The sequence below is a fragment of the Pseudomonas triticifolii genome (assembly GCF_014358015.1).
Lineage (GTDB): Bacteria > Pseudomonadota > Gammaproteobacteria > Pseudomonadales > Pseudomonadaceae > Aquipseudomonas > Aquipseudomonas triticifolii.
The window spans coordinates 21,785-48,031 of the sequence record NZ_JACONV010000004.1 but is presented as its reverse complement, the minus strand read 5'-3'; the positions used below and the strand labels follow the sequence as shown (position 1 = coordinate 48,031).

Sequence of the window (26,247 nt, the reverse complement as noted above, 5' to 3'; positions counted from 1 at the left end):
AGCTTCACGATGATCCACGCACCCCACGGCCACGCTTCCGCTGAGCCTCATCACCACGTATTTCTCGGTGCTGCCCATGATCGCAATGCCCGGCGCACGCTGTGGGTCGTGGCCCTGACATTCGTCATGATGGTGATCGAGATCGTGGCGGGCTATATCACCGGATCCATGGCGCTGCTTGCCGATGGTCTGCACATGGCCACCCATGCTGGAGCGCTGGGCATTGCTGCCGGGGCGTACGCGTTCGCGCGGCGCAATGCCCATAACAGCCGGTTCAGTTTCGGTACCGGCAAGGTCGGCGACCTTGCCGGGTTTGCGTCGGCGCTGATTCTGGCCATGGTGTCACTGGGTATCGGGATCGAATCGCTGGTCCGCCTGTTTCAGCCCACCGCCGTCGCGTTTGGCGAAGCCACCGTGATCGCCGTCATCGGTCTGGCGGTCAATGTATTGAGTGCGGTTTTGCTGTCGGGCGGGCACGGGCATGCCCACGGCCACCACGATCACGGGCATTCCCACGATCATGGCGACAACAATTTTCGCTCCGCCTATCTGCATGTCATGGCCGATGCGCTGACGTCGGTGCTTGCCATTGCTGCCCTGTTGGCGGGGCGCTATCTGGGCTGGGTCTGGCTGGATCCGTTGATGGGCATTGTCGGTGCGTGTGTCATCGCGAAGTGGGCCTATGGCCTGATCAAGGACAGTTCTCGCGTTCTACTGGACGTGACCGACGAGCACGTGGCGGCTGAAATCCGAGAGGTTGTGCAGGCCATCGGCAACGTGACCATCATTGATCTGCACGTCTGGCGTGTCGGGCCGCAGGCCCATGCAGCCATCGTCAGTGTCCTGGCTGATATTGAAGTGCCAGTAGGCGTGATCCGTGACAGGCTCGGTCACGTACATGAGGTCTCCCATTTGACCATCGAGTATCAGGCTGCACATGCCTGAGTCTCTGGAGAGCATTGCGTACGCCTGTTTTTGAGCTGTTCGTGCGCATTACCTGTTGAGTGTCATTTAAAGCTTATGTATTTCATCGCCTATTCGGAAAAAAACTGTCGGGTTTTGCATTCAGTCTGTATTTTGTCCGTCAATTTTCGCTCGGACGCGTTTTCTCTGCCTTATCGAATCTTCGAGAGCCTTACTGGATGCCGGCAACGTTTTCTTGTTCCAACCCCCTGAAGTTGCTTGATGTACTTCGCGCTGAAACCCATCAGCTCCATGGTCAACTCGAAAAACGCATGCCGTTCTTCTCTTCAAGCCTGGATGCCGCTCTTTACCTTCGTTTGCTGCAAGCCTATTACGGGTTTTATCTGCCTTTGGAGTCGGCTTTACGAAGCAGTGCACTGGTTCCGTCAGAACTCGTCCCACACGAGCGGGTCAAAATCCCCGTGCTGGTTGATGACCTGCGGACGTTGGGCATGACTGAGCAGGACATTGAGCGTCTTGAGCTCTGCTCACAGCTACCCGTGATTGACTCTCCAGGTGCCTGTCTGGGTGTGTTGTATGTACTCGAAGGGGCCACACTCGGCGGACAGGTTCTGCGGCGTGAGGTGAGTAAACGGCTCGGGCTTGATGAGCAGAGCGGCACTGCGTTTCTGAATGTTTATGGTGCCGACACCGGACTGCGCTGGAAGGCATTTCTGAGTTATCTGGACACTCTCCCCAGTGAGCGTGTTTTTACTGATGCTGCGGCAAAGGCGGCGCATTCCACATTTGCATGTTTCGAGCACTGGCTCGACGGTCAAGAGGTACTGCTATGAGCCAACTCGACAAGGACTCTTTTGACGCTCTCCTGGCCAATTGCGCTGACGAAGCCATCCAGTTTCCAGGGGCCATTCAGCCCCATGGTCTGCTGTTCACGTTGACCGAGCCTGAGCTGACCGTGCTTCAGGTCAGCGGCAACGTTCATACCGTACTCGGCATTGAGCCCCAGCAGGTGATCGGTCAGCCGCTGCAGCGCGCGCTGGGTGCCGGCTGGACCGATGTGATCAGAAGTGCCAGTGTTCACGAATCCTTCGTCGATGCGCCACACCTGCTCATCAACGTCAATGGCATCGAATTCGAAGCCATGATGCACCGCAGCCAAGGCGCATTGATTCTGGAACTCGAAATCCAGGACAAGGACGCCCAGGCCGTCAGCTACCTTGAGCGCACCGGCAATCTGGGGCGCATGCTGCGCCAGTTGCACGCGGCCAAGGACCTGGAAACGCTCTACGAAATCAGTGTGCGCGAAGTCCAGAAAATGACCGGCTACGACCGCGTGCTGATCTACCGTTTCGAAGAAGAGGGCCATGGTCAGGTGATCGGCGAAGCCTCTTCGCCGTCCATGGAGCTGTTCAACGGTCTGTTCTTCCCGGCTTCGGACATTCCCGAGCAGGCGCGCGAGCTGTACCGCCGCAACTGGCTGCGCATCATCCCCGATGCCGACTACACGCCTGTGCCGCTGGTGCCGCAGCTGCGCCCGGACACCTATCAGCAGCTCGACCTGAGCTTCTCGACCCTGCGCAGCGTCTCGCCGATTCACTGCCAGTACATGAAAAACATGGGCGTGCTGTCCTCGATGAGCGTTTCGCTGATTCAGGGCGACAAGCTGTGGGGCCTGATCAGTTGCGGCCATCGCACACCGTTGTACGTTTCCCACGAACTGCGCAGTGCCTGCCAGGCGCTCGGTCAGGTGTTGTCGCTGCAAATCAGTGCAATGGAAGCGCTTGAAGTCAGCCGTCAACGCGAGGCCAAGCTGCTGACACTCGGCCGTCTGCATCAATCGATGATCACTTCCGAAGAAAATGTGTTCGACGGCCTGTCCCATCAGCCGCAACTGCTGATGGATCTGGTCGGTGCGACCGGCGTGGCTATTATTGAAGACCGGCAAATGCACTGCTACGGCACCTGTCCCGAGCCTGCACAGATAAGCGCGTTGCACACATGGATAATGGCCAGTGGCGAGCCAGTGTTCTCCACTCATCAGCTGTCCAGCGTGTATCCACCCGCCGAGGCCTATCAGGCTATCGCCAGCGGCGTTCTGGCCATGAGCCTGCCCAAGCCGGTGGATAACGGTGTGATCTGGTTTCGTCCCGAGGTCAAGGAAAGCATCCAGTGGAGCGGCGACCCGACCAAGCCGTTGAACCTGGAAAGCTCTGACGTCGGCATGCACCTCAGGCCTCGCACGTCGTTCGAGATCTGGAAAGTCGAAATGACCGGCATCGCGACTAAATGGAGTCACGGCGACCGGTTCGCGGCCAACGACCTGCGTCGCTCGGCACTTGAAGACGACCTTGCCCGTCAGGTCAACCGTGAGCAACAGGCCGTGCGCGCCCGCGACGAACTGGTGGCCGTCGTATCCCACGACTTGCGCAATCCCATGACCGTCATCTCGATGCTGTGCGGCATGATGCAGAAGTCCTTCAGCTCCGACGGCCCGCATACGTCGCGCCGCATCTCCTCGGCCATCGATACCATGCAACAGGCCGCCAGCCGTATGAACGTGCTGCTCGAAGACCTGCTCGATACCTCGAAAATCGAGGCCGGCCGCTACACCATCACGCCTCAGCCTCTTGAGGTGAGCCAGATATTCGAAGAAGCCTACTCACTGCTCGCCCCGCTGGCGATGGACAAGTCCATCGAGATCTCCTTCGACGCCGAGCCCGATCTCAAGGTTAAGGCCGACCCCGAGCGCCTGTTCCAGGTGCTCTCGAACCTGATCGGCAACGCCATCAAATTCACCCCCAAGCTGGGCAAGATCGGCGTGGCAGCCATGTCCAGTGGCGAAGAAATCGTCTTCACCGTTCGCGACTCCGGCGAAGGCATCCCGCCCGAACAGTTGCCGCACATCTTCGAACGCTACTGGACCGTCAAGGAAGGCAACCCGAGCGGCACCGGGTTGGGCCTTTACATTTCCCAGGGCATCATCAAGGCCCACGGCGGCGTGCTGGCGGCGGAGAGCGAAGTCGGGCACGGCAGTGAATTCCGGTTCACGGTGCCTCGAGCGGAGTGAGTGTGTCGGGAGTGAGGAACACTCGCTCCCGACCGCTGTTTTGCTGACTTCTTTCAGTCGTTGTAACTGACATAGCGTTCCATCAGATTTGGCCGTGTAAACGTGTCGATGGCGTACGCGCGCTGCCACATTGCATCCACTCGCTGTTTAAATATGTCCTCGTCCATGTCGATCCAGTAACGTGGGTTGCGGCCGTTTTCCTTGTCATATTTTGCTGTTACAGGGTCCAGAGCCCGGTAGGCTTCGAACAGCGGGATATCCGGGATCGGTCTGCTGACGTCCATGTAATTCTGCAGAAAATCCCAGAGCGCGTAAGGTCGATGTTTCAAATCGTCGGGGCCGAGCAATGAATGAAAGTTGATCTGCTGGTCTTCATAACGATGCCGCATCAGCAAGCCGTAATTGGAGCCGTAACGATCCCGAGTCGTGATCATGTAGGCATCGAACTCATAGAACGGCGCAATGAATTCGTCTATTACGCCTTCTTTTCGATGGCGTTTGTAATCGAATATTGTGACCAGTCCGGTTCGGCGGTTCAGTTCCCAGAGTGGGCCTTTGGGGGGGCGGAACCAGATTTTTGGGAAATGGTTTACGACGATGTGACCTAGCCCCCAGCAGAACATGGGTATTCCAAGAAAAATGGGGTAGACCTCTTGGAGTAGCTCAAGGGTAACAGCCTGCCAAGATTCTCTAGATTGATATATAGAAAGAAAATGTATATAGATCAGTATGGGTAGAAATAGTATGCATCCAATTTTTCCCAGTTGCAGTAAATAAAGCCATAGTTGAGATGTGAAGGGTAGTTGTGCGAATCTAAAATGCTCTTGGTCATATTTTTGATGAAGTTCTACGTCCTCGAAGAGTTTGCGGATATAGGTTCCTTCTTTTTTCTGTTTTTCGTTTTCTTTTGCTATATTTTCCCAAAATCTCATGCTCATAGGGGTTGACTGCTCCATGACTCCGTTCGATGCCACTTGTTGGGTTGAGCCCCAAGGCAGACGAACTGAGGTAGAACCGAATGACTTACGCCTCGGGCAGGGTTTTTGTTCAGGAATACTGCCAGGCCTGTAGGCCTGTGAGCCGTAATAGTGCGGAGTGCTTTTTGTCGTACTCATAAATGCTCAATCGTTATAGCTGACATTGTTTTCCATCAGGTTCGGCCGTGTAAACGTGTCGATGGAATAGATACGCTGCCACATGGCATTCACCCGCTCTTTGAACGTGTCGTCGTCCATGTCGATCCAATAGCGTGGATTGCGGCCGTTTTCCTTGTCGTATTTGGCTGTTACCGGATCCAGATGTCGATGGGCTTCAAAGTATGGAATGTCAGGTATGGGGCGACTGGTATCCATGTAGTTCTGAAAGAAGTCCCATAACGCACAGGGCCGTTGTTTAAAGTCGTCAGGGGCGAGCAGTGAGTGAAAGTTGATCTGCTGTTTCTGATAGCGGTGACGTAGCAGCAGACCGTAGTAAGAACCATGGCGATCCCGTGTGGTGGTCATGTAGGCGTCGAACTCATAAAAAGGTGCAACGAACTCGTCGATCACACGGTCTTTTCGGTGACGTTTGTAGTCAAAGATAGTCACCAGACCCGTGCGTCGGTTCAATTCCCAGAGTGGGCCTTTGGGAGCACGGAGCCAGATGCTGGGGAAATAGTTCACAACGATGTGGCCTAGTCCCCAGCAGAATAGGGGTATCCCGAGAAATATCGGATAGACTTCCTGGAGTAACTCGATTGTAACTTCTTGCCATGAGTCGCGTGATTCCGATATGAAGGCGAAATGTGCGATCACGAGCATGGGTGAGAATAGAATGCATCCGATTTTTCCTAGCTGCAGCATATACACCCATAGTTGTGAGGTGAATGGCAAAAGTGCAAACCTGAAACGTTCATGATCATATTTTATATGGGATTCTATTTTTTCATAGTAAGGTGCAATGTAAGTACCTTCGGCCAGTTTCTCCTTTTTTTCTATCTCTAATTTTTCCCAGAATCTCATACGATGAGGAGTGAGCTCTTCCATAACGCTTGTGGGTGTTAGTTGATTAGTGGCACCCCAAGGCAGGCGCACCGAGGTGGATCCGAATGACTTGCGCCTCGAACAGGATTCCTGTCTAGGAATGTTGCCAGGCTTGTAGGCTTGTGATCCGTAATACGCTTGATCTATCTTTGCCATACTCATAAATTCTCAATCGTTATAGCTGACATACAGTTCCATCAGGTTCGGCCGTGTGAACGTATCAATGGTGCGGATACGCTGCCACATTACGTTCATCCGCTGTTTGAACGTATCATCGTCCATGTCGATCCAGTAGCGCGGGTTACGACCGTTTTCCCGGTCGTATTTGGCTGTTACAGGGTCTAGGTGCCTATGCTCTTCAAAGTAAGGAATGTCGGGTAAAGGGCGGCTGGTATCCATATAGTTCTGAAAGAAGTCCCATAGCGCACAGGGCTGTTGTTTGATATCGTCGGGGGCGAGCAGCGAATGGAAGTTGATCTGCTGTTTCTGATAACGGTGGCGTAGCAGCAGACCGTAGTAAGAACCATGGCGATCTCGTGTGGTGATCATGTAGGCGTCGAACTCATAAAAAGGCGCAACGAATTGGTCGATCACACCTTCCTTGCGGTGGCGTTTGTAGTCGAAGATTGTCACCAGTCCGGTTCTACGGTTTAGCTCCCAGAGTGGGCCTTTGGGAGGGCGAAACCATATCTTCGGGAAATGGTTGACCACAATGTGGCCTAACGACCAGCACAGTAAAGGTATGCCAATAAAAATAGGATAAACCTCCAAGAGTGCCTCGATGGTCACATCCTGCCAAGAGTCCCGTGATGTAGATATGTCAAGAATGTGAGTGCCTATGATTATAGGTGTGAACAAAATACATCCGGCTTTCCCCAGTTGTAAAATGTAAAGCCATAATTGAGAGGTGAATGGTAGTTGTGAAAATTTAAATCGTTCATGATCATATCTGGAGTGAAGTTCTACATCTTCGAATAATTCAGCGGTATAGGCTCCTTCTACTTTCTGTTTTTCTTTTTCTTTAGCTATCTCTTCCTGGGATCTCATGTTTTTAGGGGTTAATTGCTCCATAACTCCAATCGATGCCACTTGTTGGGTTGCGCCCCAAGGCAGGCGCACCGAGTTGGAGCCGAATGGCTTGCGCCTCAAACAGGATTTCTGTTCAGGAATATTGCTAGGTCTGTAGGCTTGTGATCCGTAATACGATTGGTCGCTCTTTGTCGTACTCATAAAATCTCAATCGTTATAGCTGACATACAAATCCATCAGATTGGGTCGTGTAAACGTATCAATGGCATACGCACGCTGCCACATCTCATCGACTCGCTGCTTGAATGTGTCGTCGTCCATGTCAATCCAGTAGCGCGGGTCGCGGGAGTTTTCCTTGTCGTATCTCGCAGTGACCGGATCCAGGTGCCTATAGGGCTCGAAAAGCGGGATATCCGGGATCGGTCGACTGACATCCATGTAATTCTGCAGGAAATCCCACAGCGCGCAGGGGCGATGTTTGAAATCGTCGGGGCCGAGCAGTGAATGAAAATTGATCTGCCGGTCTTCATAACGATGACGGAGCAGCAATCCATAGTTGGAGCCGTAACGATCCCGAGTGGTGAGCATGTAGGCATCGAACTCGTAGAACGGCGCGATGAACTCGTCGATTACGCCTTCCTTTCGGTGACGTTTGTAGTCGAAGATTGTTACCAGTCCTGTTCGGCGGTTCAGTTCCCAAAGCGGGCCTTTGGGAGGGCGGAACCAGATGCGGGGGCAGTGGTTGATGACGATGTGGCCGATGAGCCATAAGATTAGAGGGATGCCAGCCAGTACAGGATATAAACCTTGAAGTGCCTCGATGGTAACCACTTGCCACGAGTCATATGAGACTGATATCAGTTTTGCATGTGCGAACGCTGTGAGAGGAAACAGTATTAAAAAGCCCCATTTCCCAGCAAAAAGCAAAAATATCCAAAATTGTGATTTGAGTGGAAGTTGTGCAAACCTGAAGCTCTCTTGATCATATTTTTGATGAAGCTCTATACCCTCGAATAGTTTAGGTATATACGTCCCTTCTGATTTCTTTTTTTCTTTTTCTTTCGCTATATCTTCCCAGAATTTCATGCTTTTAGGGGGCGACTGCCGCATGATTCCATCGCATACTACTTGCTGGGTCGAGCCCCAAGGCAGGCGTTCTGAGGTGGCGCCGAATGACTTTTGCCTTAAACAGGGTTTCTGCTCAGGTATGGTTTCGGGAAGATATGACTGATTGCCGTAGTATTTTTGGGTGTTAAAATCACTCATTGGATGAGTCTCCATAAGTGATTTCATCTGCCCAAAAACTTTGATTGATTTTGCTAAAATCAGGTTTTGCTCGTTCAGGATTATATTGTGTTGAATCTTTGATCGATGGTGCAGGAAAATACAGTAGTTCTTTTCCGCGTGTCAGGATGATTTGAGCTCTGATCACCCATTTAAGATTATAAGTTTTCCTTGGCCAATTGGTTGTATTTGTTTTTTCTGGAGTGGAGAAGAATAGCTCCAGAGAGTTGCTCGTAATTCGTTGGCCCTTTGGTATCTGAGCATAGTCATCCACTTCAGTTGAAGTTTGGTAATACATTCCTTGCTTGTCTATGTTTCCGTAGATTCGAGCTAGTCTGCATTCGGCTTTTATATTTGTACTGCTAAGTCCGCCAATTAGTCCGGGCAAACGGCTTTCAATACGAATGATTTTGTCAGCGCTTCTTATTGGTTGAGGTGTGTTGGCTCGAAAGTTGAATTTAGCTTGAGGCTCGTAAGCGGGGTTTTTATTTACGCTAATGCGGATGCCTGCCAATAGGCTGATCAAGTGGTAAAGGGCTTCAGTTGGATCTTTTAGATGTTGATCTTTATCATCGCTTTCGCCAAACGGGCCGTTTGCCATCCACGTTTTCAATGGTGTTGCGCTTAACAGTAAAACAAGTCCTATGCCAGCCACTAGCAGTAATAAGGCGGCCCAGCCATACAGGTTTAATCCAAAAAAAGGAATTGCTCTGCCAAGTATGGAACTCATTATGGATGATATTCCTCCTGCGGCAATAATTAAATGGCCGTACATGGCTGGATCATTCCATTGCCACGCATACCAGGCGTCGTAGAAATTAATACCTGCCAACAAGGCCCCAGAGGCCACTTGTGCAAAAAAACGAACTGATATCTGCTTGGTTATTGATTCACCAAGTTTTGCCCCAAGCAACCTACTTGCGGACGCTTCAGAGATTTCGTAAAAGATTTTTCGACTCATAAGCTGTGTTGATTGAGTACTTGATAGTTTTGCCGTTAATGCTTCGGCTGCAATAGCTAGGTCCAAAACTGCCGCGGTCCACCCTGCACCTGCTCTGAGCATGCCTTTTTCACGAATAGCCTGCTCAAACCCATCTTCCTCCGAACTCACATTCCAAACCTCCAACATCAACACCGCCGCACAAAAACGTGTCGATCTCAAAAACTTGTAAACAGGCCCGCTTTTCGTCGCATCCAGGTTTTCAATGGCCTGACTCAGCCCGCTTCTCGCCCGAACAAAAGCCTGCTCGGTCTCTCGAACCGCATGGCCTGCTTCCTGGGCGGCTTTCAGTTTGCGGTTGATGTCGCCGACCAGTTGGGCGGTTTTGTGGCCGCGTGGGATCACCAGCACGTGGTGTTCGCCGGAGGTCAGAGGGCCGCGTGGGGTGACAGGGGGATCAATGTCCCGGAATGGGTTGCCATCCGGGTCAAGGTACTCACCGTAGCGTGCGTTGGGCATGGCGCTTCGGGTTGGCAGGTCTTCCAGGCCGAACACGTAATGCTGTGATGTGACCCGATTGCGTTTCAGCAGGAACGCGGGGCCAAAACGCTTGGGCATCATGCTGCGCAGTTGCTGGACGCCACGACCCTGGCGGTTGATGTTGATTCGGCGCGCATTGGAGAGAGGCTGGTCGCGGGCTTCCGCCAGTTGATTGATGGCCGACTGGCTTTGGATGTCAGCGCTGGCGACCTTGGCTTTGCTCGACGCAAGTGTCTGTTCCGCTTTGCCGAGGGCATTCTCGGCGGCGTCGACTGCGCCTTGCAGGTTTTCGAAGATCCCCACCAGCGCAGCGGTGGTGGCCTTGCCGCTGTTGATGAGAAAGAAGTTTTGCAGGCTGTCGCCGGCCAACAGGTTGGCCAACAGTGCCGCGTCCAGTGTGACTTGAGTGTCGGGGACCGGTACTGGAAAGTCTTCGAAACGCGCAAGCTCGGTTGCGCGAAAGCGACCGTCGCCCAGGTTCTTGTCTTCGTTGATGGGGGCTTCGTAGGGCTTGCAGACGGTTTCCAGATCGCTTTCGGGCCATAGCATGACATGCAGCGGGTGTTTGCGGTCGTTGGTGATCTGCGACAGCAGTGTCTGGCCCTCACTGACCTGAGGTTCCCAGAAACCGACTTCTGTGACCGCATCCACGATAGTGCCGCCGGGTGCCAGCGGATCCACGCTTGAGGGGGAGAGTGCGAGGGTCGTCAGTGTCCTGCTCAGGTCATACAGTGCGGCGACGTATTCGAAGCCATCCAGGCTCAAGTGGTCGGCCAGGGTCTGGAGCGTAGTGACGCGTTTGAGGCTTTCGACCAGTGCGCTCTGAACGCTGATCATGTCGCGCCACACACGCATACGCTGGACAGCGGCTGTGCATTGATTGATCGCCTGTCGGCCGGTATCGGAAAGCGAGGTGATCACTTCATTGAGCGGATTCTTCAAGCCTCCTATTGTTGGAGGGATGATCAACTGGTGCACCAGCAGCGCGCTGGCGTGGTGGGGATGCTGGATGGCGTATCGGGCACAGGTGCCAAACAGTTGTTGATGACTGTCTATACGCTGGCGCAGGTGGCGTATGCGATGGTTCGAATCATCCAGCAACACGCCGCAGACTTGACGCTGGCGGGCCTTGCTCAATACGTCGGTAGCATTTGGCTGCGCTTGCCAGAGCGCCAGGCTGTCGGTGGCATCCTCGTCATCAGCGGGCAGTCTGGCCTGCATGGCGTCGGCAAGTGCAGACAACTCCAGAGACAGTGTGTCGTTGAGCGTTCTGCCGTTGTCGGCCTCGTCGAGAAAGGCGTTTGCCTGTTCGCGAGCCTTGGCTGGAAACTGACCCAGCAGATCACACAGGTACAAGGCGGGGTGATCCAGCAGGCGTTCGTAACCAGGCTGTCGCGCGCGCTGGGGCGCTACGAGGCTGACAGGGAATACCGACTGATCCAGGTTCAGGCGTGCTGCCGTGATCGGAGCCATCAAGCTCTGAGTGATCTGGTGCTGAGCATTGAAGCCGGAAAAGGCCTTGAGCATGGCCTCGCCGTCGGGCTTGCCCTTGTACAGTCTTTTGAAGCGCTCTTTTGAACACGTGAGATCAGGGCTGGTGCAGCGCTGGGTCCTCGCTGCGGCATCACGCTCCAGACGTTCCAGTCGGGGAGCGCTGAGCTGTATCTCCGAAAAGCACAGCTGGACGTCCAGTACGCGTTGATTGTTCCAGACGGCTGGCAGCCAGATGTCGTCGAGCGCCACGCCGATCGCGTTACGTTCTCCGGGGTTAAAGCCACCTTCGTGACGATAACGAGCGACATCAATGTCATGGTAGGTCGTAACGGTATCGCTAATCCGTACTTCCACTTCTCGCCAGAGCTTTTGCCGATAGAACACGTACACATAACCGGCACGGGCCAGCATGGGTGTGCCCAGATCGTACGGCAGGTTCGAACCGGGCAGCGCCACGAACGGCAGCACCGGTACGACCTGATTGAATTGCGCGTCGGCCTGTCGTGGCGTGATCCGTGTTTCATCAAGCAATGGCAAACGAATCGGTTCGCCCTCTGTGCTGATGATTTCGAGTTCAAGTTGCGCACCGGAGACGTGATCCCATACTTGCAGAACACAACTGCACTGCTCGTCTTCCAGGGCCTCCGGTCGAGACGGGTAGGTGCGTGAGCCATCCGCACTGCTCAGTAACAGTTTCTGGCCGGCCTCATGATCCTTGCCGATAATCTGAACGATGAATTTGCCGGTTTCGCAGGAGGGTCCGGCACTCATGTTGCCAATGGTCATTGAATGAACTCCTTGTTCGGGTGAGGCTGTTGCAGCAGGCGTTGCAAGGCATTCAGGCGTTCTTCTCCTGTGCTGCCGTACTGGCGCGGTGGCGTTTCAAGGTCCGGGTGTTGTGCGCGCAACGAGAGGTAGCGATTCATGAGCACCGGGTCTGTTGCGAAGCCGTGCGCCATGCCCTCGTCCAGATAAGCGAGTGCGTCTGGAAACGTTGTGCCGGTCTGCTTTTTCCACCAGCCGTAGGCAAAGCGTTCTCGCTCCTGGCGGCGAAAGGCGCTCTCATGGGTGTCGCTCAGTCGTGGCGTGGTCGGCCGGGCCGCAGGTGTCCAGCGGGAGACGTGAGGGTTGTCGAGGCTTATCCAGCGCTGAGTACCCTGTGCAAGGTCTGCCCAGGTTCCGCCGTACCACGACACTCGGAAAATGGGTCCCAGCCACGGCGCGTTCTCTTCGCTCGCACCGGCTGTAAAGAAGTAGCTCGCTGTTACAGGATTCGAATAACGCAGAACGCCCTTGCGTATTCCGTCAAAGTGGATGATCAGCAGGTGCCTGAGATGTGCGAGCAGGATGTCGTTCGAAAACGGGCTTTCGATGATCAGCCCGGGCCAGTCTTCCGGGGCGCTGTGCACGGCCTGCACTAAGCTATCGTCGGCAGATGCTACCAGCCACAACGGGCTTTTCTCCCGATGAGGCGCCAGTTCGGTCTTGTCGAACAGCACCTGAGGCCTGGGATCAGGCAGTAGCTGGTACAGCTTTTCCAGCAGGTGATCGGTGCGTTCTAGCAGCAAGGAAGTGGTCATTTTCTGTCTCCTTCCTGCAAGGCCTTGCGACAGCCGCAGTCGGGCAACGGACAGTCCATGGGTGTGCCGCCTTCAGGCTTCTGGCAGAGTTCGACGACTGGAGCCGTTTCCGTCAGACGCTGCTTCAACAACTCACCTGCTGTTTCTGTCAGGACTTCCTTGACCAGCCCTGGCAGGCTCGGCAGTGCGCCACTGCCGGTGGCCGGTTGGCCTCCCGAGTTCAGCTTCACCAACGGCCCACTGACCGTCACCCCACCCGAATCGATCTTGACGAAACTGCCGCCCACCTTGAGGGTTATTTCCATCCCGGCCTCGATCACCACTTTGTCGCCTGCCTTGAAATGAATCTCCTGGCCTGCGTCTGTCAGCAAGGCTTCCCCGACCTTGATGTGCCGCGTTCCGCTGACGGTCAGGTGATCGTCGGTACGGATTTCGGTCAGCCGGTTGCCGTCGACCGCGCGGTGTTCCTCGGCCTTGAATTCGCTGTAGCTGTTGGCTTCGATCCGGTCGTGGCGTTCGTGGCCGACGCGGATTTTCTGGTCGTGCTGGATGTTCTGGTCCCAGTCGCGCTGGGCGTGAATGTAGATCTGCTCCTGCCCGGCGCGGTCCTCGATGCGCAGTTCGTTGCTGCCTTTACCGCCGGGGCTGCTCAGGGTCTTGAACACGCTGCGGGTCTGATGGGCTGGCAGCGGGTAGGGCGGGGTGTGTTCGGCGTGGTACAGGCAGCCGCTGATCAAGGGGCGGTCGGGATCGCCTTCCAGAAACGTCACCAGGACTTCCATGCCGACCCTGGGAATCACCATGCCGCCGTAACGATCACCCGCCCAGCTCGACGATACGCGCAGCCAGCAACTGCTCTGGTCATTGGCCTGGCCTTCGCGGTCCCAGTGGAATTGCACCTTGACCCGACCATGCCGGTCGCAGTGAATTTCCTCGCCCGCAGGCCCGGTGACGACGGCGGTCTGGCTGCCAGCGATACGCGGCTTGGGATGGTGGATCGGCGGGCGGTATGTAGCGGTTTTGGGTGTGGCCCCGAAGGTGTTGCGATAGCCCTGACGCAATCCGCCTGCGCTGGAGGCATCAGCTGGCGCGGCTTCTTCGAGTACCTGCGGTTGCCTGCCTTCGTGGCGCACGTCGGTCAGCAGCCAGAGCACATTCCAGGCACCGTTCGGGTGCTCGCTCAGCGGCAGGAAATGGCCGCTGACCAGCCGAGGCTGGTCGCTCTGACCTTCGGCCAGCCGATAGTCATGCCGGTGGCGTTCCAGCGCGCGACTGGCCAGGTGAGCACCGCGGTCGCGATGGGTAAACAGGCCGGGGTAATCGTAATCTTCAAGGTCGGGCCGGGCGTCGCCCGGCGCTGCACCCTGCATGGTCAGACGCGGCTTTTCGAAGTGGTAGTCGCGGCGGGTGGTGCGGCTGGGTCGGGTTTCCAGACGCAGATTGAAGCGTTTGATGACTGGCGTGTCGGCGACCATGTCGCTGTCCTGCCGATAGCCCACAGGCACCAGTGTCGGGAACACCGCCTGATCTTCGCCAAACACCAACTGGTGCGCGTTCGGGTTGTGTTCGAAGTGATAATGCAGGCCTTCTTCTTCGCACAGACGCTGGATGAAGTGCAGGTCCGACTCGTGATATTGCACGCAGTATTCGCGTTCGGCATAAACGCTGGCGAGCTGGAAACGGTAGGTGGTGGCCAGCAGGCCGTGTTCTTCCAGCACCTGAGCGATGATCTGCGGGACGCTGCGGCGCTGGAAGATACGTTGGTTGATCCGGTGGCCGAGGCGGGCCAGATGCGGGCGCAAGGTGATCGAATACTGTGTCAGACGATGGCCGGAATCGCCTTGGGCGATGCGGTCGATCAGCCCGTGAATGCCGCTGTTATCCGGCGCGAACTGCAGAAAGGCAGGGCGGTTGAGCAGGCTCTCGAGATCAAGATCGGAAGACTCACTGACCAGTTCCACCGTGAAAGCAAACGGCTGGCTGATCGCTTCATGGCCGCTGAAGGCGAGTACCTTGAAGTCATGATCGACGCCATCCAGGATGAGCGTGAAAACAGTCTGGTGGGCAGACATCTCGAATACCTCCTCAGGAACAGGCAACCGTGCCCATCGAATGGAAAGCGCTATTTCAAGATGCGTGCCTGATCTTTTTTATTGTTTTAAAACAATAGGTTATTGGTTTTTCAGGATGGTTTTGATCGTTTTTTGAGCAGGATGGTCGTCCTGACTGCGCAATACTCTGCGCACTTGCGCAAGTGTTTGCGAAACAAGTCATGCCACTGGCTGGCAAGGGTCATGTGCGTTTTCGACTGTCGTTCGTGTGCAGAAAATTGCGCACTGGCGTTGTCCAGGTGTACCGATGGATGGAAGTCAGTTGCATCGACTCACGAGAGCGTTTCCGGCAGGGCGATGTTCACCTGAATCGTCTTGTGCGTCTTAAACCGGCCTGAGCGTCAGCTCGCAAGCGTCGGCGACGGCGGCGCAGTGCCGGATGAGTTCGGATAGGCTGATGGCATGTTCCGCAGGCGAAAAAAAGCCAGACACAAGGTCTGGCTTTCAGGACAGGGCGGGGTGTCAGGCCGTTGCGCTGACCTTGACTGCCGACTGACGGCTGATGCGCAGGGCGACCAGGCTGCCGATGATGGTCAGTGCAGCCAGGGAATACAGCGCCATAGTGGTCGAGCCGGTCTGGTCCTTGATCCAGCCCACCAGATAAGGGCTTAGGAAGCCTGCCATCTGGCCGATCGAGTTGATCAGGGCCAGTCCGCCCGCTGCAACACTGGCGCTGAGCAGGGCGGTCGGCAGCGGCCAGAACATGGGCAGGCTGGTCAGTGCGCCCATGGTGGCAATGGTCAGGCCGAGGATGGCGATGAGCGGCACGGTGGCGAAGTTGGCGGCGATGATCAGGCCCGTTGCGCCCATCAGCATGGGCACCACCAGATGCCAGCGGCGCTCATTGCGCAGATCGGCAGAGCGGCCCACCAGCAGCATGAACACGCCCGCCATCAGGTACGGCACGGCGCTGATCCAGCCGATCACCAGTGCGTCGCTGAAGCCCAGGTTTTTGATGATCGAGGGCAGCCAGAAGTTGATCGCGTACACGCCGCTCTGAATGCAGAAGTAAATGAAACCCAGAATCCAGATGAAGGGCATGGTCAGCACCGAGGCCACCGAGCTTTTGCCGTGCACGGGACGGTTGAGTTCGTCCTGGGTGATGTCGGTCTTGACCCGTTGACGTTGCTCGGGCGTGAGCCAGCGAGCGTCTTCGACCTTGTCGCAGAGCAGGAAAAACGCCAGCACGCCCAGCACGACGGTCGGCAGGCCCTGGATCAGGAACATCCATTGCCAGCCTGCCATGCCGCCCTGGCCTGCGGCAAAGTGGTTGAGGATCCAGCCTGAGAAGGGGCCGCCCAGTAGCCCGGACACCGGAATCGCCGACATGAACAGCGCCATGATCCGACCGCGCCGCTGGTTCGGGTACCAGCGCGAGAGATAAAGGACGATACCGGGAAAGAACCCTGCTTCGGCCATACCGGTCAGAAAGCGCAGCACATAGAACTCGACCGGCGTGGTGACGAACAACAGGCAGGTGGAGAAAGTGCCCCAGGTGATCATCATCAGCCCGATCCAGCGCCGTGGGCCGAAGCGGTTCAGCGCCAGATTGCTGGGCAGGCCGCACAACACGTACCCAATGAAGAAGATACCTGCACCCAGACCGTAGACCGTTTCGCTGAAACTCAGGGCGTCGAGCATCTGCAGCTTGGCGAAACCGACGTTCACGCGGTCCAGGTAGTTGAACAGGTAGCAGATAAAGATGAACGGGATAAGGCGCAGGGTGATGCGACGATAGACATGATTGCCGTCAGCGTCGCCAACCTCGCGAACCGGAGAGTTGGACATGGCGTCAGTTCCTCAGAGCTTGTTATTTTTATGCAGCTTGCCGGGGGCCTCCCGATCATAGGGAGCCTGCAGATAAAACGCTTTGGGGTTTTGCACGGCTGACGTGGGCGAGTGTTGTGTCATTGCACAAAGGACGGGCCGGTATCTGGCTTTTCTACCGCGCCAGTCCGGGGCATTTGTGACGCGCAGCGTCACTGGCGTTATACATAGGTCTTGCTGCAACCAACGTGAGTGTGGGAGGCGGCTTGCCGGCGATACTTTTTCTGAAGCGACCTGTCATTGACTGAGTTGACGCCATCGCCGGCAAGCCGCCTCCCACGGGGTACGCATTCAGTCAGACACTTTGATGATTTCCCACGCCCCCGCGTGGTGACGCCGCTCAGGACGCTCTGCGTCCGGGATGCCCGTTCATGCGCAGAGCGGGCAGGTCATCAATTCGAAGTGCCTTTACTCGATGGCCTCGTAAGGCAACCCCACGTAGTTCTCGGCAATGGTCCTGCGTCCGGCTTCTGAGCCGACGTAATAGTCCAGTTCGGTCTGCTGGATGCGCTGGCTGAAGGCGTCGGTGTCAGGGAAGTTGTGCAGGACCGAGGTCATCCACCAGGAAAAGCGCTCTGCTTTCCAGACCCGGCGCAGGCAGATCTGCGAATACTTTTCCACCAGGTCGGTGCGGCCTTCCTGATAGACCTTGAGCAGGATGCGGTACAGCGTGCTCACGTCGCTGGCGGCCAGGTTCAGGCCCTTGGCGCCGGTCGGCGGGACGATGTGGGCGGCGTCGCCGAGCAGGAACAGGCGGCCGTACTGCATGGGTTCGACCACAAAGCTGCGCAGCGGGGCGATGCTTTTCTCGATGGACGGGCCAGTCACCAGACGCTCGGCCAGATGGGCAGGCAGACGCGATTTGAGTTCATCCCAGAAACGCTCGTCCGACCAGTCCTCGACGCGTTCATCTGCACTGACCTGCACGTAGTAACGCGTGCGAATGGCCGAACGCATGCTGCACAGGGCAAAGCCGCGCGGGTGATTGGCGTAGACCAGTTCCTCGTTGACCGGCGGCGTATCCGCCAGCACGCCGAGCCAGCCAAACGGATAGACACGTTCGAAGACGTTCAGCGCCTCGGCCGGGATCGCCTGGCGCGACACACCATGAAAGCCGTCACACCCGGCCACGTAATCACAATCCAGTCGCACGGTTTCGCCGTTCTTGACGAATGTCAGGTATGGGCGGTCAGTCTTGAGGTCATGGGGCTGGACGTCTTCAGCATCGTAAACAGTCATCGCGCCACTGGCCGCGCGGGCCTGCATCAGGTCGCGGGTCACTTCAGTCTGGCCGTAGACCATCACGGTTCGACCGTTGGCCAGGCGCTTCAGGTCGATGCGCTCGCAGCGCCCGTCGAAAGCCAGTTCGAAACCATCATGAATCATGCCTTCGGCGTCCATGCGCTCGCTGACACCGGCCTCGCGCAGCAGATCGACCATGCCTTGCTCAAGCACGCCGGCGCGGATGCGGGAAAGGATGTAATCGGGGTCCTTGCGCTCAACGATGACGTTGTCGATACCGGCGCGTTGGAGTAACTGGCCCAGCAACAGCCCGGACGGGCCTGAGCCGATGATGGCGACTTGGGTTTTCATTGGGGTCGTCCTGTTTTGTAATCCCTGCGAGCCGAGGCGTGCGGGATGTGTTTGTTTTTGTCTCCTGCATTTTTAATGGATGCCATCGAGATAAGAAGGCAATATCCAGCGCATTACCTGGACTTTTCGAGGGTCTGGCGAGGATTGATCAATGCCCAGAGCAGCGCCTGCTTCCATTCCTGTCTTCAAACTTTATGGCGAGACCACGGCCTGGCCGACGCCTGATCTCATTCACTGCGAGTCAATTCCTGAGCGCAGCAAGATGCATGAATGGGAGATCAAGCCCCATCGCCATGGCGATCTGGTTCAGTTGCTGTACGTGCAGTCAGGCCGGGCAGTGCTCAAGGTCGAAGACGTGGTGCATCAGGTCGATACGCCCTCGCTGCAAGTGGTTCCGGCGCTGAGCGTGCACACCTTCAAATTTGCTGAAGACATTCAAGGGCACATCCTCAGCCTGGCTCGGCCGTTGGTGGAACAGTTAGAAGCTGCACTGGACATCTCGGCCATCGGCACGGCGCGTTGTCACGCACTGGGTGAGGACAGCTTTTATGTGGATACGCTGTTCAGCGCGATTGCCCGCGAGTACCGTCAGCGCCAACCGGGCCGCGACTTGATGTTGCAGTCGTTGATCAACGTGTTGATGGTCTGGCTCAGCCGACGTGGCAGCGAGCAGCACGGTGATGATGCGCAGGTACAGGATCGCGGACGCGAGCATTTGCAGGTGTTCATGCATCAACTGGAAGCCAGCTTTCGCGAACACTGGTCCATCGAGCAGCACGCGCAACAGATGGGGCTCAGCGCAGCGCACCTCAATGCCCTGTGCCGTCGGCTGTGCAATCAGTCGGCGTTGCAGATCATCAGTCAGCGGTTGCTGCTGGAGGCCAAGCGCAATCTGGTCTACACGACCATGACGGTGAATCAGGTGTCCGACAGCCTCGGGTTTTCCGAGCCGGCGTATTTTTCGCGTTTCTTCAAGCGCGCCACCGGGCAGTCACCCCGTCAGTTTCGTCAGCAGAAATAAAAACGGGGCGCTGTTCAGCGCCCCGTTTGCGTACAGCCGGTTTATCAGGTGACGACCTGATAGCACGGCACATAGGCCGCGCCGCCTGGCAGTTTCATGCGGTGTTGATCGACGAAGGCCTGCAGCAGCTTGTCCAGCGGCTGCATGATCGATGGATCACCATGGATCTGGTACGGGCCATGTTCTTCGATCAGGCGGATGCCCTTGTCCTTCACGTTACCTGCAACGATGCCGGAGAAGGCCCGACGCAGGTTGGCCGCAAGCTCGTGAGGCGGTATGTCGTGGTTGAGCTGCAGCCTGGCCATGTTTTCGTGAGTCGGATCGAACGGATGCTGAAAGCTTTCTTCGATCTTCAACAGCCAGTTGAAGTGGAACGCGTCGTTGCGTTCACGGCGGAACTGACGCACCTCCTTCAGACCCTTGGCCATGTGGCGGGCCACTTCTGCCGGGTTGTCGATGATGATCTCGTAATGACGCTGTGCTTCTTCGCCCAGCGTGGCACCGACGAACGCGTGCAGTTGTTGCAGGTAGGGTTCGGTGTTTTTCGGACCGGTCAGGACCACCGGGAACGGCACGTCCTTGTTGTCCGGGTGCATCAGGATGCCCAGCAGGTACAGGAACTCCTCGGCCGTGCCTGCGCCGCCCGGGAAGATGATGATGCCGTGGCCGACGCGCACGAAGGCTTCCAGACGCTTTTCGATGTCCGGCAGGATCACCAGTTCGTTGACGATCGGGTTCGGCGCTTCCGCTGCAATGATGCCCGGCTCGGTCAGGCCCAGGTAGCGGCCGCCGACGATGCGTTGCTTGGCATGGGCGATGGTCGCGCCTTTCATCGGGCCTTTCATGACGCCCGGGCCGCAACCGGTGCAGATGTCCAGGCTGCGAAGGCCCAGCTCGTGGCCGACCTTCTTGGTGTATTTGTATTCTTCGGTGTTGATGGAGTGACCGCCCCAGCACACCACCATCTTCGGTTCGACACCGGCGCGCAGGGTGCGGGCGTTGCGCAGCAGGTGAAACACGTAATCGGTGATGCCTTGCGAATTGCTCAGATCAATGCGCTGGCTGTCCAGCTCGCTTTCGGTGTAGACAATATCGCGCAGGGCGCTGAACAGCATTTCGCGGGTACTGGCGATCATCTCGCCGTCGACGAAGGCATCGGCCGGAGCGTTGAGCAGCTCCAGGCGTACGCCACGGTCCTGCTGATGAATGCGCACCTCGAAGTTCTCGTAGGCCTCAAGGATGGTCTTGGCGTTATCGACGTGGGCGCCAGTGTTGAGAATGGCCAGGGCGCACTGGCGGAATAGGGTGTAGGTGCTGCCAGAACCGGCAGCGCTGAGCTGCTGGACTTCACGCTGGGACAGGGTTTCAAGGCTGCCTTTTGGGCTTACCGTGGCGTTAATCACTTGTCTTGGGATCATTCTATTTTCCATTAGAGCGATGCACTCGAGCCGGCAGGGCCTGCGCATCAGGATGGTGAGCATCGAAGACGTTCACGCCTGACGGCTATTTTCTACAGCACTTGAGCGCGAATGCAAACGTCGAGCCTCACCTGATCCAGGTTCAGGGGCATGGGCCTCGTTTTGCGGGCTGAATGTCATGTAAAGCAGGGACTTGATGGAAGGCACCCTGTGGCTGAATTTTGACGCTTGTGCAGGCCAATAGTGAACCTGACCCATTTCACAGGGTCTGTTAGCTGATGGACTCTCTGGACAGCCTTCGCAAGTGTCTGCCGATCATTGAAGTGTCAGGCGTTTTTTCAACTCGCCTGTTAGGCAGACAGCCTGTCCGCGCAGGAGTTGCAATGCATTTGCCGCCTGCCATTGCCATCGTTAGCCGGCCCGTACACCGGGGCTTTATTTTCATTCCAGACAAAGATAACCATTGCCATGTCTCGTCATCTTTCCGCACTGCTTTCTCGTGCCCCTGGCCTGTTCTATGTTTCGCGTCGTCTCATCGGTACCGGTCTGCTGGGCGCCGTTCTGTCGGTCATCATCCCTGTCAGTGCTCAAGCGGCGGAGAGCGACCGCTGGGTGAGTGACAGCCTGACCACCTATGTACGCAGTGGCCCGACTGATGGCCACCGCATCGTGGGCACGCTCAAGTCCGGGCAGAAAGTCGAATTGCTCAGCACCTCGGGCAATTTCAGCCAGGTACGCGGCGAGGGCGGCAGTACCGTATGGATTCCCTCCAGTGACCTGCAGGAAGTCCCCGGCCAGGCCGAGCGTGTTCCGCAGTTGACCCAACAGGTTGCAGAACTGACCGAACAGTTGAACGGCATCGACAACACCTGGAAAACCCGCGTGCAAGGCATGCAGGAAACCCTGGATGCGCGCAAGAAGCTGGTCGATGAGCTGGAAGCGCGCACCAAGACGCTCAATGACCAACTGGCCGACTCCCAGGCCGAACTGCGCTCCACCCAGGCGCGACTGGGTGACGAGAACAAACAGGTGATGATGCGCTATATGGTTTACGGCGGCAGCATCGCCGGTGCCGGGCTGCTGGTCGGTCTGATCCTCCCGGCCCTGACCCGCGGCCGTAAAAAGAACGACGGCTGGGTGTAACCCTTACCGCCCGCCTCAGCGCCGCCCCAGACGCGGCGCTTTGGCGCGGGCCTGCTCTTTGATATGACTTGCCTGCGCTTGCCTTCCTCCACCCCCACATTTTCGATCTGGTTCTCAATCTGCGCGCTGATTCGGCGTGTAATCCCCGCGAAATTGATGTTCGCTCTATAGTTTCTGTATGAATGGTCGAAAAACTGGCGTGTGCTGTCCGTTGAGCTGACGCCTTGGCGCGGTCGGCGCGCGCAAAGCTGTGTTATGGCACGTTGCCATTAGTTACCATGCGCGTCCCGTAAAGCGGCTGCAACTCCGAGTCTGAACACGGTTCAAGCTCTGGGTCTCATATTTTCACCCTCTCCTGTGTAGGAATCCGATGCTGGCGTACAACCAAAAAAGCTTTCTGATCGTCGACGACTTCTCCGACTTCCGCAGTTCGGTGCGTTCGATGCTGCGTGAGCTGGGCGTCAAGGAAGTGGATACTGCCGACAACGGTGAGCAAGCCCTGCGCATGTGCTCGCAAAAGCGTTACGACTTCGTGCTGCACGATTTCAACCTGGGTGACGGCCGCAAGAACGGCCAGCAAGTGTTGGAAGACCTGATGGTCGAGCGGCTGCTGAGTTATGAAAGCGTGTTCATCATGGTGACCGCCGAGAACAGTCAGGCGATGGTCATGAGCGCCCTTGAGTGGGAGCCCGATGGCTATCTGACCAAACCCTTCAACCGCGCAGGCCTGGCCCAGCGTCTGGAAAAGCTGGTTCAGCGCAAGACATTGCTCAAGCCGATCCTGCAGGCGCTGGACCGTAGCAAGCCCGCCGAAGTGCTGGCCGCCTGCAACAAACTGATTGAACAGGACCCGCGTTTTGCGCCGCTGTGCCTGCGTTACAAAGCCGATGCGCTGCGTGACCTGAAGCAGAACGAGCCGCTGGAGGCCTTCCTCAGGACCATCCTGGCCGACCGTGCCACACCCTGGGCCTATGGCGCTTTGGGCAACCTGCTGCTCAAGCGCGGCAAGGTCACGGAGGCAGAGGCAGTGTTCGAGCAGGCGATCAAGGCCTTCCCGACCATGCCCGCGCTGTTCGATGGTCTGGCCGAGGTGCTGGTGGCGCGTGGCGATGCCAAGCGTGCGCAGAGTGTGCTGGAGAGTGCCGTGCGCCTCTCGCCACTGGCCGTGCGTCGTCAGAAACTGCTGGGCAAGCTGGCGCTGGGTAACGAAGATTTCGAAAGTGCGTCCAAGGCCTATCGTCAGGCGGTGTCCCAGGGCGCGCATTCGCGTTTTAAAGACCCTGAAACCAACCTCGGTCTGGCCCATGCCCTCATCAGCAAGGGCGGCGATCAGGGACTGGATGCGCGCACCCGTGTCGAGATCAACAATGCCTTGGTCGATGTGGCCAAGGAACACACCAACGACGAAGGCCTGCAGGTGCGCACGCGCCTGATGAAGGCCGCAAGTCTGCAGCACTCCGACCCTGAAACCGCGGCCAAACTGACTGAACAGGCCATGGCCCGTCTTGAAGGCATGGAGCAGTTCCTGAGTGCCGACGCTGCGCTGATGGTGGCCTCGCAGCTCAAGCAATTGGGCCAGGAAGAGGCGGGGGCGGGCGTGCTGAAGAACTGTGCCGAAGTCTACGGCGATGACCCGGCCGTGATGAAAAGCGTGGCCAGCATGACCGATGATCCGGCGATTCTGGGAGCCAACAAAGCGGCCATCGACTTCAACCTGCAAGGCGTGCGCAGCTACAAGGCTGGCAATCTGCCTGAAGCGCAGGAGCATTTCCGTCGCGCGCTGGCCTTGCAACCCAAGAACATCAGTATCGCGCTGAACATGGCGCAGTCGTTGCTACATCCGGGGCAGAACCTGGGGCAGGCCGGGCTCGACGAGTGCCGCGCCAGCCTGAAGATGGTCGGCATGATCCCGGACAGCGATCCGCGTTACGAGCGTTATCAGAAACTCAGGGAAAGGGCGTTTGGCGCATGAGTGAAGAGCTGCAGCAGGGACTCGATTTTTCCATGGTGATTGCTTCCACCGTGCACGACATGAAGAACTCGCTGGCCAAGCTGACCCAGGCCCATAGCGAGTGGCAAAGCCGGCTTTGCGCCGAACAGCGTGATACGCCGGAGCATGGCGTGATCGATTATGAGTTCGCCAGCCTCAACGGCATGCTGGTGCAGTTGCTCGGCCTCTACAAACTGGGCGTCAACCAGTTGCCGCTGCGTCCGGATTACCACGAGCTGGATGACTTCATCGAGGCACAGTTGGCGCATCAGGAGGAAGTGCTGACCAGCCGCGGCATCGTCGCACGCTACGAAATCGACGATTTGAACCCGCTGGGTTTCTTTGACCGCGAACTGGTCGGTTCGGTGGTCGCCAATATCATCATCAATGCCATCCGGTTCGCACGCGAGAGTATTTTCATCAGCGTGGGCGACGACGACGGCCAGTTGAAAATCTCGATCAACGACGATGGTCCGGGCTACCCGGCGCACCTGATCGAGCACCAGACCGACTATGTTCTGGGTATCCATCAGGGCAGCGGCAGTACCGGGCTGGGGCTTTACTTCGCCTCGCACATTGCACGGCTGCATGTGCGTAATGGCAAGCAGGGCCACATCGAGATCGCCAATGGCGGTGCGCTTGGGGGTGGGTTGTTCAGTATTTATTTGCCGTGAGCGGAGGCTGCAGAGCCTGAGCGGTATTATTGACGCCGCATCCCACTGCGGCGTCAATCAACGTCGAGAGTCGCGTCCTCTTTTTGTCTTTGATTTGCGTAATTCATGTTCTTCCTCCCCTCCGGGCCCGCTATACGAACGTCTTCACTAACTTGGCTGCTTGGTTCGACTATTGCTACATCGCTATCAGGCGCTGACTATCGTCTGCGCAGAATCAATCCAATAGCAGGCTGTCCGGGAGCGAAGAGATGGAAGACAAAGTACTCAGGCTGATCGAAGAAGCGATGGAAGCAGACGAAGGCAGTCTCAGCAGAGGTCAGAACCTTGACTGGGATTCTATTGAAGTCCTGACATTCATGTCGCTGGCCGACGAACATCTTGGCAAGACCCTGGCAGCCAATCGCCTTAAGGAAACTCTGAAGTACGCATCGATTTTTGATGCCCTCGTGGCCTGAGGTGCAAAAAGCTCGCTCGATCAGATAATCAGACTTTTCCCGCTTTTAACTCATCGATTCCCTTTCGAGCAGTACCTTTCCAAAGTGTTTTTCCGCATTACAGGGGCACCTCTCCTGTAGTCAGCAGCCGTTTTCGCACCATCCAGAGGTTCGACAGGGCAAATAGAGTGGTCTGTTGCGCGATGTTTTTAGCCAGCCTGCGAAACCGGACTTTCGTATAACCAAACTGGCGCTTGATCACGCGAAATGGATGTTCAACCTTCGCTCGTACCTGGGCTTTCGCGAACTCGATCTTGCGGTATACCCGTGTGATCAAACTGGTCTTGCCATGTTTTTTGTAACGGCTTGGGCGTGCCGCGATCGACCAGATCATCTGACGATCCTGATGTTCCGCACGCTTGTCCACGCCGGTGTAGCCCGCATCACCGATGACATAGGTTTCCTCGCCGTGTAGCAACTGGTCGACTTGGGTCACATCCGCTACATTCGCCGCAGTGCCCACCAGGCTATGGACTAAACCCGACTCGGCATCGACGCCGATATGCGCTTTCATGCCGAAGAAGTATTGATTTCCTTTCTTCGTCTGATGCATCTCAGGATCGCGTTTGCCGCCCTTGTTCTTGGTCGAACTCGGCGCGTGAATGATCGTCGCATCGACCACGGTGCCTTGGCGCAGCATCAAACCACGATCACCCAAATAGCCGTTGATGACCTGCAAAATCCCGTCTGCCAACTCATGTTTTTCCAACAAGCGCCGGAAGTTGAGAATGGTGGTTTCATCAGGAATCCGATCGAGACTCAATCCCGCGAACTGGCGCAGGATTGTTGTTTCGTACAACGCTTCCTCCATCGCAGGATCGCTGTAGCCGAACCAGTTTTGCATCAGATGTATGCGCAGCACCGCCATTAACGGACAGGCGGGACGGCCACCTTCGCCCTTGGGATAATGAGGCTCGATCAGATTGATCAATCCCTTTCAGGGCACGACCTGATCCATCTCGATCAAGAAACGCTCTTTACGGGTTTGCTTGCGTTTGCCAGCGTACTCGGCGTCGGCGTCGGCGTCGGCGTCGGCGTCGGCGAAGGTCATCTGCTTCATCAGGCGTCTCGGCGGTTGAGATCAGGCATTCTGCCAA

Annotated in this window: 17 protein-coding genes and 2 pseudogenes; 8 read left to right on the top strand and 11 right to left on the bottom strand. The window is 56.7% G+C overall.

What is annotated here, in order from left to right; genetic code table 11:
- Positions 1–9 precede the first annotated feature (9 nt).
- The 3 genes from dmeF to H8S56_RS09075 all read left to right on the top strand — a co-directional run bounded on the left by dmeF (position 10) and on the right by H8S56_RS09075 (position 3,991).
- The gene (dmeF, locus tag H8S56_RS09085) at positions 10–945 is read left to right on the top strand and encodes a CDF family Co(II)/Ni(II) efflux transporter DmeF (protein ID WP_187518451.1); all 936 of its coding nucleotides are present in this window, start codon (positions 10–12) and stop codon (positions 943–945) included.
- Positions 946–1,142: 197 nt separating this feature from the next.
- Entirely contained in the window at positions 1,143–1,757 is a 615-nt protein-coding gene (locus H8S56_RS09080; protein ID WP_187518556.1) for a biliverdin-producing heme oxygenase, read from the top strand.
- The gene (locus tag H8S56_RS09075) at positions 1,754–3,991 is read left to right on the top strand and encodes an ATP-binding protein (RefSeq protein ID WP_187518450.1); all 2,238 of its coding nucleotides are present in this window, start codon (positions 1,754–1,756) and stop codon (positions 3,989–3,991) included. Before H8S56_RS09080 ends, H8S56_RS09075 begins: the two co-directional genes overlap by 4 nt.
- A 53-nt stretch (positions 3,992–4,044) precedes the next feature.
- On the opposite strand, the gene H8S56_RS09070 is transcribed toward H8S56_RS09075, so the two are convergent.
- From H8S56_RS09070 to pobA, 9 genes and pseudogenes are all read right to left on the bottom strand, one after another.
- Positions 4,045–4,947, bottom strand: a complete 903-nt coding sequence (locus tag H8S56_RS09070) for a hypothetical protein (RefSeq protein WP_187518555.1) — start codon at positions 4,945–4,947, stop codon at positions 4,045–4,047.
- 165 nt (positions 4,948–5,112) lie between these two features.
- Positions 5,113–6,015 (bottom strand): hypothetical protein, encoded by a 903-nt coding sequence (locus H8S56_RS09065; RefSeq protein WP_187518554.1) that lies wholly within the window; start codon positions 6,013–6,015, stop codon positions 5,113–5,115.
- Between the two features lie 165 nt (positions 6,016–6,180).
- Positions 6,181–7,059 (bottom strand): hypothetical protein, encoded by an 879-nt coding sequence (locus tag H8S56_RS09060; protein ID WP_408003790.1) that lies wholly within the window; start codon positions 7,057–7,059, stop codon positions 6,181–6,183.
- A 189-nt stretch (positions 7,060–7,248) separates the two neighbouring features.
- Positions 7,249–8,151, bottom strand: coding sequence for a hypothetical protein (locus H8S56_RS09055; RefSeq protein ID WP_187518552.1), 903 nt, complete (start codon positions 8,149–8,151; stop codon positions 7,249–7,251).
- A 148-nt stretch (positions 8,152–8,299) separates the two neighbouring features.
- Positions 8,300–12,085, bottom strand: coding sequence for a hypothetical protein (locus tag H8S56_RS09050; RefSeq protein ID WP_187518449.1), 3,786 nt, complete (start codon positions 12,083–12,085; stop codon positions 8,300–8,302).
- A gap of 248 nt (positions 12,086–12,333) precedes the next feature.
- Positions 12,334–12,879 (bottom strand): annotated as a pseudogene (locus H8S56_RS24690) (DUF4123 domain-containing protein); the annotation flags it as partial.
- Complete coding sequence (gene tssI / locus H8S56_RS09040; protein ID WP_187518447.1) at positions 12,876–14,951, bottom strand: type VI secretion system tip protein TssI/VgrG; 2,076 nt, start codon at positions 14,949–14,951, stop codon at positions 12,876–12,878. The pseudogene H8S56_RS24690 and the gene tssI, both read right to left, overlap by 4 nt.
- 501 nt (positions 14,952–15,452) lie before the next feature.
- Positions 15,453–16,778 (bottom strand): MFS transporter, encoded by a 1,326-nt coding sequence (locus H8S56_RS09035; protein ID WP_187518446.1) that lies wholly within the window; start codon positions 16,776–16,778, stop codon positions 15,453–15,455.
- Between the two features lie 447 nt (positions 16,779–17,225).
- Positions 17,226–18,410 (bottom strand): 4-hydroxybenzoate 3-monooxygenase, encoded by a 1,185-nt coding sequence (gene pobA, locus H8S56_RS09030; protein WP_024695973.1) that lies wholly within the window; start codon positions 18,408–18,410, stop codon positions 17,226–17,228.
- Between the two features lie 151 nt (positions 18,411–18,561).
- On the opposite strand from pobA, the gene H8S56_RS09025 reads away from it, so the two are divergent.
- Positions 18,562–19,431, top strand: a complete 870-nt coding sequence (locus H8S56_RS09025) for a helix-turn-helix domain-containing protein (protein ID WP_187518445.1) — start codon at positions 18,562–18,564, stop codon at positions 19,429–19,431.
- Positions 19,432–19,475: 44 nt separating this feature from the next.
- Here H8S56_RS09025 and ppnN read toward each other — a convergent pair whose 3' ends face one another.
- Positions 19,476–20,849 (bottom strand): nucleotide 5'-monophosphate nucleosidase PpnN, encoded by a 1,374-nt coding sequence (gene ppnN / locus H8S56_RS09020; RefSeq protein ID WP_024685866.1) that lies wholly within the window; start codon positions 20,847–20,849, stop codon positions 19,476–19,478.
- A gap of 468 nt (positions 20,850–21,317) precedes the next feature.
- Between ppnN and H8S56_RS09015 the strand changes: the two genes are divergently transcribed.
- The 4 genes from H8S56_RS09015 (at position 21,318) to H8S56_RS09000 (ending at position 25,111) form a co-directional block, all read left to right on the top strand.
- Positions 21,318–21,992 (top strand): TIGR04211 family SH3 domain-containing protein, encoded by a 675-nt coding sequence (locus H8S56_RS09015; protein WP_187518444.1) that lies wholly within the window; start codon positions 21,318–21,320, stop codon positions 21,990–21,992.
- 370 nt (positions 21,993–22,362) lie between these two features.
- Positions 22,363–23,964, top strand: coding sequence for a tetratricopeptide repeat-containing response regulator (locus tag H8S56_RS09010; RefSeq protein WP_024685864.1), 1,602 nt, complete (start codon positions 22,363–22,365; stop codon positions 23,962–23,964).
- Positions 23,961–24,656 carry a sensor histidine kinase gene (locus tag H8S56_RS09005; protein ID WP_024695969.1) on the top strand — a complete coding sequence of 232 codons (696 nt, stop codon included), beginning with the start codon at positions 23,961–23,963 and terminating at the stop codon, positions 24,654–24,656. The genes H8S56_RS09010 and H8S56_RS09005 overlap by 4 nt, the downstream gene beginning before the upstream one ends.
- Positions 24,657–24,904: 248 nt before the next feature.
- Positions 24,905–25,111 (top strand): acyl carrier protein, encoded by a 207-nt coding sequence (locus H8S56_RS09000; RefSeq protein ID WP_187518443.1) that lies wholly within the window; start codon positions 24,905–24,907, stop codon positions 25,109–25,111.
- Positions 25,112–25,208: 97 nt separating this feature from the next.
- Here the strand turns inward: H8S56_RS09000 and H8S56_RS08995 are convergent.
- Positions 25,209–26,210 (bottom strand): annotated as a pseudogene (locus H8S56_RS08995) (IS5 family transposase).
- Positions 26,211–26,247: the final 37 nt, after the last annotated feature.